Annotated in this window: 9 protein-coding genes; 4 read left to right on the forward strand and 5 right to left on the reverse strand. The window is 74.6% G+C overall.

The window, feature by feature from the left end:
- Positions 1–51: 51 nt before the first annotated feature.
- Both B6G06_RS06415 and B6G06_RS10640 read right to left on the reverse strand, forming a co-directional pair.
- On the reverse strand, positions 52–3447 hold the full coding sequence (locus B6G06_RS06415; RefSeq protein WP_081171592.1) for an ATP-dependent helicase: 3396 nt from the start codon (positions 3445–3447) through the stop codon (positions 52–54).
- Positions 3444–7025: a PD-(D/E)XK nuclease family protein gene (locus tag B6G06_RS10640; protein ID WP_276205779.1), complete on the reverse strand. Its 3582-nt coding sequence runs from the start codon at positions 7023–7025 to the stop codon at positions 3444–3446. Before B6G06_RS10640 ends, B6G06_RS06415 begins: the two co-directional genes overlap by 4 nt.
- A gap of 235 nt (positions 7026–7260) precedes the next feature.
- Here B6G06_RS10640 and B6G06_RS06425 point away from each other — a divergent pair, with 235 nt between their 5' ends.
- Entirely contained in the window at positions 7261–7476 is a 216-nt protein-coding gene (locus tag B6G06_RS06425) for a DUF3107 domain-containing protein (RefSeq protein ID WP_080461815.1), read from the forward strand.
- A gap of 61 nt (positions 7477–7537) precedes the next feature.
- On the opposite strand, the gene B6G06_RS06430 is transcribed toward B6G06_RS06425, so the two are convergent.
- Positions 7538–8218 (reverse strand): ferritin-like fold-containing protein, encoded by a 681-nt coding sequence (locus tag B6G06_RS06430; RefSeq protein WP_080461816.1) that lies wholly within the window; start codon positions 8216–8218, stop codon positions 7538–7540.
- 363 nt (positions 8219–8581) lie between these two features.
- On the opposite strand from B6G06_RS06430, the gene B6G06_RS06435 reads away from it, so the two are divergent.
- A complete protein-coding gene (locus B6G06_RS06435; protein WP_095532441.1) occupies positions 8582–10273 on the forward strand; it encodes a DEAD/DEAH box helicase in 1692 nt (563 codons plus the stop codon).
- 74 nt (positions 10274–10347) lie between these two features.
- On the opposite strand, the gene B6G06_RS06440 is transcribed toward B6G06_RS06435, so the two are convergent.
- Positions 10348–11190, reverse strand: coding sequence for a PHP domain-containing protein (locus B6G06_RS06440; RefSeq protein WP_080461817.1), 843 nt, complete (start codon positions 11188–11190; stop codon positions 10348–10350).
- Between the two features lie 129 nt (positions 11191–11319).
- Here B6G06_RS06440 and B6G06_RS06445 point away from each other — a divergent pair, with 129 nt between their 5' ends.
- Positions 11320–12453 (forward strand): Gfo/Idh/MocA family protein, encoded by a 1134-nt coding sequence (locus B6G06_RS06445; protein ID WP_081171594.1) that lies wholly within the window; start codon positions 11320–11322, stop codon positions 12451–12453.
- 83 nt (positions 12454–12536) lie between these two features.
- Complete coding sequence (locus B6G06_RS06450; RefSeq protein WP_081171596.1) at positions 12537–14159, forward strand: aminopeptidase P family protein; 1623 nt, start codon at positions 12537–12539, stop codon at positions 14157–14159.
- 161 nt (positions 14160–14320) lie between these two features.
- Here the strand turns inward: B6G06_RS06450 and B6G06_RS06455 are convergent, their stop codons facing one another.
- On the reverse strand, positions 14321–15091 hold the full coding sequence (locus tag B6G06_RS06455; RefSeq protein ID WP_080461820.1) for a YflT domain-containing protein: 771 nt from the start codon (positions 15089–15091) through the stop codon (positions 14321–14323).
- Positions 15092–15353 lie beyond the last annotated feature (262 nt).

Below are 15353 nucleotides of genomic sequence, written 5' to 3' on the forward strand. Positions count from 1 at the left end.
GGAGGATCGCTTTCCTCCCAACCGCTCCGTCGATGGCCGGATTCGTTGGAATCATGCGGTTGGGGCGAGGAGGCCCTCGACGGCATCCAGTGGCAGCAGATCCGCCGGCGTGAGCTCGTCGACCTCACCCAAGTCCACATAGGCGTAGGCGGCGCTCACCCGGTCCACCGCAATCCCCTGGCTGGCGGCCCAGGCATGGACGTAGACACTCAGCTGGCCCACGGGGACGCGGCGGCGCCCCGTCTTCCAGTCGACGATGAGCCAGGAGCCGTCCGGGGCGGCGAAGACGGCGTCGATCCGGCATCGCAGCGTTGTGCCGCCCAGCGTGAGCTCTCGCTCCACCTCGGTGGCGTGCAGGGCGCGGCCCTCCAGGAGGGGCAGGGACTCAGCAGTGGCGAGCCAGCGCTCGACGCGCTTCCGGTCGGCCGGGGGAAGGGCGTCGGGGACGCCCGCATCAGTGAGCGGGATGAGGGCCGCGCGACCCGCGAGGCGCTGGGCGATGGCGTCGTGGAAGACGGTGCCGAGCCGCCCGGCGATCCGTGGCTCGGGCGGCAGGGGGCGGCGCAGGTCGAGGGCGAAGGCGGCGGGATCGGCGCGCAGACGGTCCAGGCTTGTGGCCGCCAGGTGGGAGGGCATGCGCACCCCGGTAAGTGCATCCTTGGTCCGACGGCGCTCGGCCAGCAGTAATTCGGCCTCGGCCTCCCATCGGGCCACGAGTGGATCCGTGGGCGGCACCGGATCCTCTCCGGCCTGCGGCGCGGACGCGCGGCGGGCGGCGTCGACGGCACGGGCGGCCGCGATCCTCGCCGCGCGAGGGCTTCCGGGCCCGGCGGGGTGCTCCACCGGCCACCAGGCTGAGGCGGTGGCATCGTGGAGGGGGTTGGAGGCCCCGTCGCCGAGCTCAGTCAGGCCCGGGCCCCAGGCGGTGGCGGGCGAAGCCCCTCCACCGCCGCCCAGGACCTCGGCGAGGAAGCGGGACATGCACCGCGGGGTCTTGCCTGTCTTGACGAAGTGCGATCCGGTGAGCAGCAGGTCGTGGCGGGCGCGGGTCACGGCCACGTAGGCCAGGCGCCTCTCCTCGGCGATGGCGTGGCGGCCCAGGGCCCGCGTGTACCGCTCCCACATGTCCTTGACGTCCTCCTTGTCCACGTGCGGGGGCTCCAGGGCCCCCAGCTCGAAGGGCGGCAGCTCGCCGGCGTCGGCGCGCAGGGGATGGGGGAACTCCTCCGTGCTGGAGGTCCAGGAACCCGTCTTGATGGCGCCGTCCTCCTCGGCCTTGCCCCGGTAGGAGGGGAAGGCGGTCTCGGTCATGCCGATGACGGCGACGGCGTCCCATTCCAGGCCCTTGGCGGCGTGCATAGTGAGGAGCTGGACGGCGCCGGGCTCGGGAGCGGGCTCGGGGGCGTCGAGCCCGTTCTCCTCGGATTGGGCGACCTGGAGCCAGTTGAGGAACCCGGCCGGGGTCGGGGCCTCGGTATCCGCGGCGTACTGCTCGGCCACGGCCCTGAAGGCGTCGACGGCGCGCCGGCCGCCCCACTGGGGGCCCATGGCGGCGATCTCAATATCGAGGTCGAGGGCCTGCTCGGCGATGTCGATGATGTCCGGCAGTGGCAGGTCGAGGGCGGCGCGGACCCGGCGCAGGGCGCGGGCCAGGCGCAGGGCGAGAGCGCGCCCGGCCTCGGACAGGCCCTCGATGGGACCGTCGCCGCCCGGTTCCTCGGCGCGCCGGGCGATGGTCTCCAGTGCCTCGGTGAGCAGCGGTGCCTCGGGGGCCTCCTCCTGGCCGTCGACCGGGGCCCCGGGCAGGGCGGGGTCGGCGATCCCGCCCCGGCGCTCCGCGGGCCGCTGCGGACCGCGGGTATGGCGGCGCGCCAGGGCGTGGAGGGCTCGCAGGTCGGCGGCGCCGATGTCCCCGGCGCTCAGCAGGCGCATGAGGCGGTCCCCCCGCTCGGGGTCCGCGGCCGCGGTGATGAGGGCACGGAGGTCCGCGACCTCGGGAACGCCGAGCATTCCGCCGATGCCGACGACCTCGTAGGGGATGCCGCGCGCCTGGAGCGCGTCGGCGATGGGGAGGAGCTGGGAGCGCGTGCGGGACAGGACTGCGAGCTCGGCGCGCGGCCCCCAGCACCGCGCCATGAACTCGGCCACCTCCTCGGCCTCTGCGAGGGGATCGGACAGGAAGGCGACGCGGACGGCGCCCTCGGCCAGACCCGCGGCCGCGGAGCGGGGGACGAGGCGCGTCACGGAGATGCGCTCCACGGCGGCGTCCCCCGGCTCGGGGCTGCGGTCGCGCAGGGGGGCGGAGATGATGTTGGCGGCATCGAGGATGCGCCGGTCATTGCGCCAGGCGGTGGATAGGGGCAGCACGGGCGTGGCGAGCGCGGGGTCCGCCCCCGCAGCCAGGGCCTCGGTGCCCGCGGGGTTGAAGCGGGCGTGGAAGGAGTCGAGGGCCCCGGCACTGGCGCCGCGCCATCCGTAGATCGCCTGGTTGGGGTCCCCGACGGCGGTGACGCCTCCCCCGGCGAAGAGGCGGGAGAGCAGGAGGGTCTGGGCCACCGAGGTGTCCTGGAACTCGTCGAGGAGGACGGCGGAGTACTGCTCGCCGAGCGCGCGGACGGCGCCGGGGACCTCCTCGACGATCCGGCACGCCAGGGAGATCTGGTCCCCGAAATCGACGAGCCCGTGGCGGCGCTTGTGCTCGCGGTACTCGGCGGCGAGCTCGAGGAGGGCGCGCTGGGTGGCCATGGTCTCCGCCCTGGTCTTGAAGATGCCGGCCAGGCCTCTCACACCGGCGAGTCCCGCGAAGAGGTGCTGGAGGTCATCCAGGCCCTCAGCGGCCTCCTCGACGTCGAGCAGGTTCTCCGACAGGGCGCTGTCGACGCGCAGGACGGCGCGCACGGTGGTGGGGGTGGGGTCGAGGGGCAGTGGCGTGACGCGCTCGGCCAGCATGTCGTCGACGATCTGCCAGGCGCGCGCCGCGGTGATGAGCGTGGCGTCGGGATCGACGCCGATGCCCAGGCCGTGGTCGCGCACGAGTGCGGCGGCGAAGGAGTTGTAGGTGGAGATCGTCGGCTCGCCGAGTTCGGCGGCGGCGCCGTCGGCCTCGGTCGCTCCGGGCAGGAGCCCCGCCTCGGCGAGCTGGCCGAGGCGGGCGGACACGCGCGAGGCGAGCTCGGCAGTGGCCTTGCGGGTGAAGGTGAGTCCCAGGACCTGGTCGGGGCGAACGGCGCCGCTGGCCACGAGGTGGACGACACGCTGACTCATGGTGGCGGTCTTCCCGCTGCCCGCGCCGGCGACGACGAGCAGGGGGGTCAGCGGGTGGGCGATGACCTGGGACTGCTCGGCCGTGGGCGGGGGCAGGCCGAGTGCCTCGGCCAGCGCCCGGGGGCTGGGGCCCGGCCTGGCGTCGGGCTGGTCGGTTCGGCCAGTGGTCCGGGGCTCGCTCATGGGAGCGTCCTCCTCCCCTCGTCGACGGCGGGACAGGCGTCCTTGACGGCGCAGAAATGGCAGTGACGGCCCGTGGTGGCGCGCAGGCGCGGGCCCCTGGCGGCCAGGGCGGCGCCGGCGACGAGGGCGGTGGCCCAGTCCTCGCCGGTCTCGGGGTCGGGGATGGGAGCGAGGGCGGCGGCATCCGGGGCGAGGCGCACGCCGCCACCATTATTCTTGCGCGGCTCGGCACCGAGGAGGACGAGCGCCCCGCCGTCGACCCGATAGCCCAGGGATTCCAGGGCCAAGCGGTAGGCGGTCAACTGCGGGTGGCGGGAGGCGTCTCCCTCGCCCGCGCTCTTGCCGGTCTTGAGATCGATGAGGCGCAGACGCTGGCCCGTGCCGCCGGGCAGAGGGGCGCCCGGCTCACCGGCCGCGGGAGGGACCTCCCCCTCGATGACCTCGAGGCGGTCGATGCGGCCGCGCAGCCGCACCTCGATCGTCGCTCCGCCAGCGCCGCCCGATGTCGGGGCCCCGCCATCGCCCTGCCCCTCCCCAATGTCCGTGCCGGCAGGCAGCGGCAGGGCGAGGGTGGCGTCGATGGAGCGCTCGACCTCCACCTGACCGGGCACGTCCTCGAGGCGCGCGTTGAGGCGGCGGATCATCTCGCGGGCGCGCTCGGCCTCGAGGGAGCCCATCCAGGTGGACGGGAGGCCGAGCTCGGGCAGGCGCGCCTCGAGGGCCTCCATGAGGGCCTGCCCGCGCAGACCCTCGCGCTGTGCCCGCTCGGCGAGCGAGTGGATGAGGGTTCCGAGCGCCTGAGCGCCCGTGGGCGCGCCGCCGGCGCCGTTGCGCTGGAGGAACCAGCGCAGCGCGCAGGTGGTGAGGCCCTCGACGTCGGAGGGGCTCACGCGCACCGGCTGGCCGTCCGCCACGAGGGGCTCGGTGGAGGTGGGCTCGGACAGTCCGCCCCAGGTGGCCGGATCGGCGCCGGCCACGCCTGCCCCAGCCAGGCGCGCGAGCAGGGCGGCGGCGCGGGCACCCCGCTGGCGCGCCAGCGCCGTGGCCTGGGGCGATTGGGCGGCCAGGAGAGCATGGCGGAGCTCACCGACCAGGCCGCGCAGGGTGAGATCGCCGGTATCCGGCGCGATGAGCGGGTCGCCGTCGGCATCGGTCAGGGGGCGGCCGGCGGCGACGGCGACCTCGATGAGGAAGGAGGAGGGCGAGTTGTCATCGTCCTGGACGGCGGTGGCGATGAGGCGGCGGGTGGCGCGGGTGAGGGCGGCCAGGAGCATGCGGCGCTCGTCGGCGCGCACCTGGGCGCGGGCGGCGGTGACGTCGAGCGCACCGATGGGGGCGCCGTCGGGGCCGACGGGCAAGCGGCCGGTGGCGGCGTCCACGAGGAGGCCGGAACGGGTGAGGGAGTCGCGCAGGCGCAGATCAGGCCAAGAATCGCGGCCCAGCCCCATGACGGCGACGGTGGCCCACTCGCGGCCTGCGGCGGCGGCCGGGGTGAGAACGGCAACGCCCTCGGGGCGAACCCCGGCGGGGGCCACGGAGTCGGAGGGGAGGACCTCGGCGGCCAGCTCGTCGAGGAAGGCGGTGGCGTGGGCGCCGGGGTGCCGCTCGGCCCAGACTTCGGCTCGCTTGAACAGCGCGGTGACCACGTCGAGGTCGCGCTCGGCGGCACGGGCGAGCGGCGCCCCGTGATCGCCCGCCAGCGCAAGACGGCGCCAACGCTCGGCGCAACCCGAGGCGCTCCAGGCCGCCCAGAGCAGCGCCTCGGCGTCGATGCGCCCATCATCCGGCGCCTCCGCGCTCTCCGGCCCGTCATCGCACCGCGGGCCCTGGAGAGCGGCGACGCCGCGCAGGGCCTCGATGATCCGGGCGGCCCGGGCCAGACGCGCGGCCTGCTCGGCCAGGGGCTCCTCGGCGAGCTCCGCGGCGAGATCCCCACCGGCACTGGTGGAGGCGAGGGCGGCGAGCAGGTGCTCGTCCGGGACCGTCCGGGCGGGACGATCCTCGCGCAGACGGCGGCGCAGACGGCGCAGGTCCAGAAGGCTGAGGCCCACGAGCGGGCTGGTGAGCAGGTCGATCGCGGCAGTGCGCTCCGGTGGCTCGCCCACTGCCCCAAGACGACCGTCGACAGCGGCGCGGGACACCCGCAGGAGGGCTGCCGCAGCGGGCTCGGCGCGCAGCAGGACGGCGGGGGCGGAGGCCGCCAGGGGCACCCCTCGCCGCCCGAGCTCGCGGGCGACCGCACGGGCCCGCCCGGCGGAGCGCACGATGACGGCCATCTCCCGCCAGGGCGTGGCGTGGTGGATGTGCTCGGCGCGCAGGGCGCGCGCCACATGAGCGGCCTCCTGCGCGGCGGAGGAGGCGACGATCGGCTCGATCCCCGAGGGAGCGCCGGCATCCCCCGGCCCGGCCGGCGGTGCCCCGCCCGGCACCGGCTCGGTCGTAGCCGCGCCGCCGCCCCGCTCCGGGCTGAGGCTCGGGTGGCGGTGGGTGGCTGATCCCGTGACGGGCAGCCGCCCGGCCTGATCCGCCCACAGGGCCGCGAGCGCGGGCGTGCCGCGGTGCAGGGTGCTCAGGCGCAGGCGGCGCGCCGCGAGCCCGGAGCGGTCCTCGGCGGCCGGCAGAAGGCTGGGAGAGCCGCCGCGGAAGGTCTCGACGGCGACGTCCGGGTCCCCCAGGACCACCACCTGGGCGCGGTGCCCGCGCTCATCGGAGCGGGCGAGAGCGGTCAGGAACCGGGCGGTGGCGGCGGTGCAGTCCTGGTAGTCATCCACGATGACCAGGCCGGGCACGGGCCGGGGGACGGCGACGCCGTCGGCGTCCCAGGAGGCCAGGGCCTCAGCGGCGCGGTCCTGGAGGCGGGCGGTGTCCATGCGGCGGGTATCGGCGCGGCGCTCCGCGGTGGGACGGCCCTGGGCGTCCCAGGTGCGCAGGAGCGCGGAGGCCGGCCCCCACAGGGGGACGTCGAGGGCACGACCCAGCCCGGCGAGGTCGTCGGCGGTGACGCCGAGCTCCCCGGCGCGGGCGAGCAGGTTGCGCAGCTCGGTTCGGAAGGCGCGCGATCCGACGGCCTCGGGCGGCAGGCCGGGCCACTGCTCGGGGCGGATGAGGGAGGCGAGCGCGGCGTCCTCCTCCGCGCCGGCCAGCAGGATCGGGGCGGGCAGCGGGTCCGGGCGCTGAGTGAGGGATGCGGTGAGGATGGTCAGGGCGAGGGAGGCGGGCGTGCGGGCACGGACCACCCCCCCGCCGCGGGCGCCGAGGAGGGATGCGGCGCGTTGGCGCAGGCGGTCCGCGCGGGCGCGCGTGGGGGCCAGGAGGACGGCGTCGGTCCCCCGCCCGACGGCGCCGGCGAGCATCCGCAGGGCGAGGCTCGTCTTTCCGGTGCCGGGGGCGCCGAGCACAACGATGTTGTCCCCGCCGGCGACCGCCTCGAGGACGGCGCGCGCGGACGCATCCGGCTCCGGCAGGGGCTCGGGGGCGGGAGCCGGCAGGAGGCGCGGCGACGCGATGATCGCCGGATTCGCGGCGCTGGCCATACTGCCGGCACTGCCGGTGCTCGGGGTGGCCTCCTGGATCCGCATGGATCTATCTCACCACGCCTCACCGACACGCATAGGCGCGCGCAAGGCCCCGGCTCAGCGCTCCGGCCCTCCCCCGACCGCGCCCCGTCCGCGCGGCGCGAAAACCGACGCCGCCGGACCCGCGCTGTCGCCGTCGTCGACCACGGGCGCCCTACGATCGGGGCAGCGACGCGGGACCCTTCGGGGCCGCCCGCGCACAATCCGCCCCCCCCGATCCGCTCTTCAAGGAGTCACCATGCAGGTCAGCCTCGGCTTCAAGCACGCCGCCCGTCAGATCGAGATCGAGACCTCCGCCTCCCACGACGAGGTCCTGGGCGCGCTGTCCGACTCGGCGACGAAGGATGTCGTCCTCACGGATGACCGGGGCCGCAAGGTGCTCGTGCCCGCGGGCTCCCTGGCCTACGCCGAGCTCGGGGCCGCTGAGCAGCGTCGCGTCGGCTTCGGGATCTGAGCCTGCGCCGCCCGCGCGACGCCTGCCGGGAACGGCCCGCCCGCCCGCGATCCTACCGGTCTCAGACGCGCAGCCCGAGGCCCTTCATGCGGCTCGTCATGCCGGAGGACAGGACGGCGCTCAGGCGCGCCGCGCCCTGCTCCCCGCCGGCGAGCTCGGGGAAGCGGGCGAGCATGAGCTGGATCGCGCCGATCTCCTCGCCCGCCACCCGGCGACCCCACAGACCCAGGCGGGCGGCGAGTTGGGGGTCGCCGTCGAGATCGGCCATGAGTTCGGCGGCGGCGAAGGAGCCGAAGCGGTCCTCGGACAGGGCCTCCAGGACGGCGCCGCGCACACGCGGGGGCAGGGAATCGGTCAGGGCCATGCCGAAGTCGACGAGTAGCCCGAAGGATAAATAGGTCTTGACCAGCCGCTCGACCCAGTCGTGGGGGCGCAGGCGATCGTCGACGTCGCCCAGGGAGCCGAGGAAGCGCTCGGCGGCCGCCGGCACGTCCACGCCCTCATCGGCGCCGATGCGGATGATCGCATCGAAGGCACTCACCTTGGCCGCGCTCATGCGCAGCAACTCGACGCGCAAGGGCATCGCCGGGGCCCTGTCCGCGTCCTTGGCGTAGCGCGTGCAGGCCACGGAGCAGCTGTAGCCGACGACGCCGAGCACGGCGGCCATGAAGGCATCGGGCGCGCTGGGGGCGGGGGTCGGGGGCGGCGGGGCGGGGACCGGGTCAGGAACGGAAGGGCTCATGGGCAAAGCGTAGAGCGAAGGCCCCGCTCCCGCGGCCGCCTTGGCGAAGGCGCGTGATGTGCCCCACCTACCGGAGGCAATCGCCGTCGCATCACCGCCGCGAGGGCGAATGACCGGTAGTCTGCCGACGTCCACGGTTGCCCGGTCGTCCAGCAGCCTGGTCCCGCCTGCCCGCGAGCCGCGCCCAGAGCGCGGCGGCGCCCCTGGCCCCTGAACGGGACACGATTCACGATCGGCTGCCACACATACGACCGCAAGCGCGGCCCAGGGCCCCGCCGGCCCGGGCAGCGGGGCCCTGTCGGCCCGCGCAGGACCCCCCTCCGCGCCGGGCACTGGGCCGCGGTCCACATCCGAAGGAACGTCGTGACCGACGAGAACCCCGTCATCACCAGCCCCGCCGAGGCCGGCTCGGCCGCCAGCGCCCCCAGCCCGACCAGCCCCGCGAGCACCCCCGCCTCGGGCCTCATCGAGACCGCGGGTGCCCACGCCCCCGTCCTGGACGAGGCAGCCCCCGACATCACCGATGAGGGCGCCCAGGCGGACCTGAGCATCAAGTCCTTCGCGGACTTCGGCGTCGAGTCCGAGATCTGCGAGGCACTGGCCGCCAAGGGCATCATCCACCCCTTCCCCATCCAGGCCCTCACCCTCCCGGTGGCCCTGGAGGGCAACGACATCATCGGCCAGGCCAAAACCGGCACCGGCAAGACCCTGGGCTTCGGCATCCCACTGCTCATGGACACCCTGGGCCCCGGTGAGGAGGGCTGGGACTCCGATCCGGCCTCCGGCAGCCCGCAGGCCCTCATCGTCCTGCCCACACGCGAACTGGCCAAGCAGGTCGCCGTCGAGCTGGAGCAGGCCGCGGCCAAGCGCACCGTGCGCATCGTGCAGGTCTACGGCGGTCGCGCCTACGAGCCGCAGATCGAGGCCCTGGAGAAGGGTGCCGAGATCGTCGTGGGAACCCCGGGGCGCCTCATCGACCTCATGGACCGCGCCGTCCTGGACCTCGCCCACGTGACCACCGTGGTGCTCGACGAGGCCGATGAGATGCTGGATCTGGGCTTCCTGCCCGATGTGGAGAAGATCCTGGCCCGCACCCGCGCCGACCGCCAGACGATGCTGTTCAGCGCCACGATGCCGGGTGCCGTCGTCGCCCTGGCCCGCCGCTACATGACTCAGCCGACCCACATCCGCGCCCAGGACCCCGGGGATGAGTCGATGACGGTCAAGTCGGTGGCGCAGGTCGTCTACCGCACGCACGCCCTGAACAAGGTGGAGGTGGTCGCCCGGATCCTCCAGGCCGAGGGCCGGGGCCGCACGATCATCTTCGCCCGCACGAAGCGCACGGCGGCGCGAGTGGCCGACGACCTGGCCTCACGGGGCTTCGCCACCGGTGCGCTGCACGGCGATCTGGGACAGGGGGCGCGCGAGCAGGCCCTGCGCGCCTTCCGCAACGGCAAGGTGGACGTGCTCGTGGCCACCGATGTCGCCGCCCGCGGCATCGACGTCGACGACGTCACCCACGTCATCAACTACCAGTGCCCCGAGGACGAGAAGGTCTACGTCCACCGCATCGGGCGCACGGGCCGCGCCGGGAACGCGGGCACGGCCGTGACCTTCGTGGACTGGGATGACATCCCGCGCTGGCGGCTCATCGCCAAGGGCCTGGGCCTGCCGGTGACCGAGCCGATCGAGACCTACCACACCAGCGCGCACCTGCACTCCGACCTGTCGATCCCCGAGGGCACCACGGGCACGTTGCCGCGCTCCAAGCGGACACTGGCCGGCCTCGACGCCGAGGAGATCGAGGACCTGGGCGAGACCGGCAAGCGCAGCGGGCGCGATGACCGACGCGATCGCCGCGGCGGGGCCAGGGGCCGCGATGGGCGGGGCTCGCGCTCCCGAGGCGGCCGGGGCGGCGGCGCTTCGCGGGCTCCGAAGGACGGCGAGCGCCGGCAGCCCTCCGGGCGCGTCTGCGACGGCGAGGCCCCGCTGCGCGCGAGGAACCGCAAGCGGACGCGCGGCGGCAAGCCGATCGACTCCGCCGGCCAGGACTGAGCCGGGTCGCCGCGGCCAGCGGGCCGCGGCGACCGAATACGGCAGAGGCGGGGAAGGTGCGGGCGCCCCTGGTATCAGGGGGCGACGAGCGGGAGGGTCCCCTCGTCCACGATCCGCTCGAGGAGCTCGGGGGGCATGAGATTCTCCCCGAGTCGATTGGGCTTTCCGGCGCCATGGTAGTCGGAGGATCCCGAGACGCCCAGGCCGAGGCGATCGGCGAGGTCCTGCGCGGCGCGGCGGTCGGCGGGCCCGTGGTCGCGGTGGTCGACCTCCAGGGCGGCGAGCCCGACCTCGGCCATCGCGGCGAAAGTCTCATCGGGCACGAGCCGGCGCTGGCGCTCGGAGGCACGGGGATGGGCGGCAACGGGCACGCCCCCGGCGGCCCGCACGAGGGCGCAGGCCTCGACGGGGTCGAGAGCCCAGTAGGGCACATAGTAGGGACTGGAGACGGCCAGGGGACCGGCGAAGACTGCGTCCCGGTTCTCGAAGGAGCCCGCGGCGACGAGCGCATCGGCGATATGGGGCCGGCCGATGCTGTGGCCGACCGACTGGACGAGCACGTCCTCCCACGTGATGGGGTAGTCGACGGCGATGCGCTCGACCATGTGCTGGGCGCGGGTTCCCCGGGAGTCGCGGGCGTGGGCGAAGGCCTTGGCGAGGTCCGCGTTCTCGGGATCGAAGAGGTAGGCGAGCAGGTGGAGGGTGACCCCACTCGCGGCGCAGGAGATCTCGGTGCCGCGTAGGAGGGTCACTCCTGTGGACTGCACGGCGGCCTCGGCCTCCTCCCAGCCGATCGTCGTGTCGTGGTCGGTCAGGCCGACGACGTCGAGGCCCGCTTGGGCGGCTGCCCGCATGAGCTCCGCCGGGGTGTCCGTGCCGTCGGAGCAGGAGGAGTGGGTGTGGGGGTCGATGCGCACCGGCCAAGTCTAGGAGGGCGTGCCGGGCGGCGCAGGAGCACGCCCGCCGGCGGGGCACGGGCCGGCCGGGTACGCGCCCCGCCGGCCACAGCCGGTGACAGGGCGCCGGCTCAGTGGAACAGTGGGGCCATGAGCACAGCGAGCACCGGCCGTCCCTCCCCCGTCGTCGCATCTGGCGCGCCCCTCCCCCATACCCGCACCGGGCCCTCCGCGAGCGCTGGGCGCCCGGTGCGCTTCGGCGTCGTCGGCGCGGGATTCATCGCCGCCTGGTTCGCCCGCGCCGTGGCCGCCGAGCCCGCCGCCGAGATCGTCGCCGTCACCTCGGCCAGGCCCGAGCGCGCCGCCGCCTATGCCGCCAAGCACGGCGTCCCCCACGCCCATCCCACCCTCGAGGCGATGCTCGCCGAGCACGGCCCGGACTGCGCCGCGCCCATCGACGTCATCTACATCGCCTCGCCCAACTCCCTGCACGCATCCCAGGCGATCGCAGCCTTGGAGGCCGGATACGGGGTGCTCGTGGAGAAGCCCTTCGCCCTGACTCCCGCTCAGGCCCGGGCCATGGCCGTCACCGCGGAGCGCACCGGCGGCTTCCTCATGGAGGCCTGGCAGACCGCCTTCGAGCCCGGCGCCGCCGCCATCCGCTCCGCTCTTCCCCGACTCGGGGAGCTGCGCCGAGCCGCCTTCGTGCGCGAGCAGTTCTCCTCGCGCATGAACGCCTACCGGGCCGGCGAACTCCCCCCGGCCTTCAACCCGACGCTCGGCGGCGGCTCGCTCATGGATCTCGGCATCTACCCCGTCAGCCTGGCCATCCATCTGTTCGGACGCCCGGACCGCGTCACCGCCACGGCGCAACTCCTGGACTCCGGCGTCGACTCCCACGGCACGCTCACCCTCTCCTACGGCACCGGGGAGCACGCCGGCCTCGAAGTGGCCTGCCTGCACTCCAAGACCTCCGCCAATGCCCTGGGCAGCCAGATCTCCGGCGAGTCCAGGGCGATCCTCCTCGACCACTGCCAGTGGCCCGAGCGCATCAGTCTCATCACCGCGCCGGGCTCCCCCGAGGAATCCCATGAGGACCTGTCCGTGACGCGCTCGGCCGAGGTGATGGGCCCCCTCCTGGCGGAGGTCTGCCGGCTCGTGAGCGCCGGCGCGCGCGGCTCCGAGCTCCACCCCGTGTCCGCCTCGGTGGCCGCGATCGAGGTCCTGTCCGAGGCCCGCTCGCAGATCGGGGTCCATTTTCCCGACGACGGCGCCGATGCCTGAGCCTGCGGCTTGAGGGAGCACGGCCCGCCCAGCCCGGCCGTCCGGGCTGGGCGGGCGCCTGGCCGCGGTGGGAGGATGCCCCCATGAGCCAGTCCTCCCCCGCTAGCCGCCCCCAGGCGCCCGCCGCCCCCGAGACCACTGCGGGCGCCCCCGCCCCGAAAGCCCCGGTTGTCGCCGGGCAGTCCCTCGCGCAGCGGGGCGGAAACCGCTCCCGCCAGCCCACCAACCAGGCGTTCCGGGATTTCATCGGCTCCGGCTGGGGGCCTCGCCCGGCCGGGCTCCCTCCGCGCTCGGAGGCCGCCGACTGGGCCGTCGCGCGCCGCGCCGCCCTGGGCGCCCAATTCCCCGGCGAGCGCCTCGTCTTCCCCGCCGGCCCCCTCAAGGTTCGCAACAACGACTGCGACTACCGCTTCCGCCCGCACTCCGCCTTCTGCCACCTGACGGGCACCGGCACCGATTTCGAGCCCGACGCAGCGCTCGTCCTGGAGCCCCTCACTCCGCCCGGCGCCCCCGCGCCCGAGGGAGAGCCCACGCATGAGGGCGTCCTGTACTTCCGGCCCCGTGCTTCACGGATCTCCCAGGAGTTCTACGCCGACCCCCGCTACGGCGAGTTGTGGGTGGGGCCGCGTCCCTCCATCGAGGAGGTCGAGGCCGTCACCGGGATCCGCTGCGCCCATATCGATAGCCTCGGCGATGCCCTGGCCAAGGACGCCGGGGCCGACGGCGTGCACCTGCGCGTCATCGCCCAGGCCGATGAGGCCATCACCGCACTCGTGGACCAGGTCCGTCAGGCCTCGGGGCTGGCCAGTGGGCGGGCCGCCACCGAGGTGGACGACCGCCTCCTGGAGGCGGCCAGCGAGCTGCGCCTGCGCAAGGACGCCTGGGAGATCGCCCAGATGCGGGCCGCCGTCGACGCCACGAAGGCCGGATTCGATGACCTCATCCGCTCCATCCCGCGCGCGGTGGGTCACTGGCGCGGCGAGCGCGTGCTGGAGGGGGCCTTCGCCGCCATCGCCCGTGAGGAGGGCAACGGCCTGGGCTACGACACGATCGCCGCGGCCGGGGACCACGCCAACACCCTGCACTGGATCAACAACGACGGCCCCGTGCGCCCCGGCGAGCTCGTGCTCGTGGACGCCGGGGTGGAGATCGATTCCCTCTACACTGCGGACGTCACCCGCACGATCCCGGTCGACGGCGTCTTCACCGGCCCGCAGCGCCGCGTCTACCAGGCGGTGCTCGACGCCGCCGATGCCGCCTTCGCCCGCGCGAACCAGCCAGGCTGCCGCTTCAAGGACGTCCACAGCGCCGCCATGGAGGTCATCGCCGCCCGTCTGGAGGAGTGGGGGCTGCTGCCCGAGGGCGTGACCGCCGCGGACTCCCTGGGCCCCGACGGCCAGTATCACCGCCGCTGGATGGTGCACGGCACGAGCCATCACCTGGGCCTTGACGTGCATGACTGCGCACAGGCCCGCCGTGAGATGAGCATGGACGCGCTACTGGAGCCGGGCATGGTCTTCACGATCGAGCCGGGCCTGTACTTCCGCGCAGATGATCTGCTCGCCCCCGAGGAGCTGCGCGGCATCGGGATCCGCATCGAGGACGACGTCGTCGTTCGCCCCGATGGGAGCGTCGAGCGGCTGACGGCGGGCATCCCTCGCACGGTCGAGGAGGTCGAGGCCTGGGTGAGCGGCCTCATCGCCTGAGGCGCCCGAGCCGCGGGCCGTCCGAGCTCCCGGCCCCGGGCTCGGGCGGCCCTGCGAGGCGGCGCCCATGGCTGCCGGCCCGCGTGGGACCCTCGGGGCCGCTCTCCATGCGGGGATGCGCGACATCGTGGGGCGGCCGCTCTCCACGATGGGGCGCCTCGTCAGCGGCGCAGGTAGGGGTCGTGGTCCTCGGGAACCGGGGTCCCGCCCCCACTGGGCCGAGCGGCCCCGCCCGCCTCAGTTCCCCCGGCAGGACCGGCAGCGCCGGAGGCCCCGGAAGTGGCGGCAGCCCCGCCGCCCGAGACCGCGCCGTCGGGCTGGATGCGCACGCCGAAGCGGGGCTGCTCGTCGGGGCGCGATCCGAACGCCGTGGGCCCGTCAGCGGACTCCGCGCGGGCGCGACGGCGCTCCTCGGCGCGGCACGCGGCCTGGCCGCCCCGGCTCAGGTTGCCCGGCGCGTCCGCCAGCGCCCGAGCCGCCTCCTGGACCCGGTCCGCGGCGAGGATCGAGTAGCGCGAGGCCACCACCTGGCTGATGGAGGTGAAGTCCCGGCGACCGCGCGTGAGCGCGTATCCGACCACCTGGAAGAGGATCCCCCACACAACGCCCAGCAGCACGGCGCCGAGGAGCATCGGGGACGTCGAGGCACTGCCGATGAAGTTCATCATGAGGGCGAAGAACACGCCGATCCACAGCCCGGACCCGGCGCCGCTGGCCACCGCCCGCCCCCAGCTCAGGCGGCCGGTGATGCGCTCGACCTGCCGCAGATCGGTGCCGATGATCGACAGCAGTTGGACGGGGAAGCCCTCGTCCGACAGGGAGTCGACGGCGTGCTGCGCCTGCGCGTAGGTGGCGAAGGAGGCGATCTCCTCCCCCTGGGGCAGCGCGCCCCCGCGACCGACGATCGTGTCAGGACCCATCTGGATGCTCATGGCCCCATCGTCCCATGCCGACCGCCGCGGAGACGAGCCGGTCCGCCCTCCGTCGCCCCGATCCGCTCTCAGCGACCACGGGGCGGCGGGGGAATATCGGTCCGATGGCGCCCCTCAGGAATCAGCAGCGAGTGAGTGCCTGGCCGCTCGATTCCAGTCAGGAGTATTCATCAGACCTCCGCCGCGCCGACCGCGCTCTCGATTCCGAAGAGGCACATGCAAAACCATAGGGTCGACAGCAGGAGGAATAAGCCAATGCAAT

Origin of the sequence: Actinomyces gaoshouyii (genome assembly GCF_002076915.1) — a bacterium.
Lineage (GTDB): Bacteria > Actinomycetota > Actinomycetes > Actinomycetales > Actinomycetaceae > Actinomyces > Actinomyces gaoshouyii.

What these genes read in the sequence shown, in the direction of transcription:
- B6G06_RS06425 (WP_080461815.1), top strand. Translation starts at nt 7,261, where the DNA reads ATGCAGGTCAGCCTCGGCTTCAAGCACGCCGCCCGTCAGATCGAGATC.
- B6G06_RS06455 (WP_080461820.1), bottom strand. Translation starts at nt 15,091, where the DNA reads ATGAGCATCCAGATGGGTCCTGACACGATCGTCGGTCGCGGGGGCGCG.
- B6G06_RS06445 (WP_081171594.1), top strand. Translation starts at nt 11,320, where the DNA reads ATGAGCACAGCGAGCACCGGCCGTCCCTCCCCCGTCGTCGCATCTGGC.
- B6G06_RS10640 (WP_276205779.1), bottom strand. Translation starts at nt 7,025, where the DNA reads ATGCGGATCCAGGAGGCCACCCCGAGCACCGGCAGTGCCGGCAGTATG.
- B6G06_RS06415 (WP_081171592.1), bottom strand. Translation starts at nt 3,447, where the DNA reads ATGAGCGAGCCCCGGACCACTGGCCGAACCGACCAGCCCGACGCCAGG.
- B6G06_RS06430 (WP_080461816.1), bottom strand. Translation starts at nt 8,218, where the DNA reads ATGAGCCCTTCCGTTCCTGACCCGGTCCCCGCCCCGCCGCCCCCGACC.
- B6G06_RS06450 (WP_081171596.1), top strand. Translation starts at nt 12,537, where the DNA reads ATGAGCCAGTCCTCCCCCGCTAGCCGCCCCCAGGCGCCCGCCGCCCCC.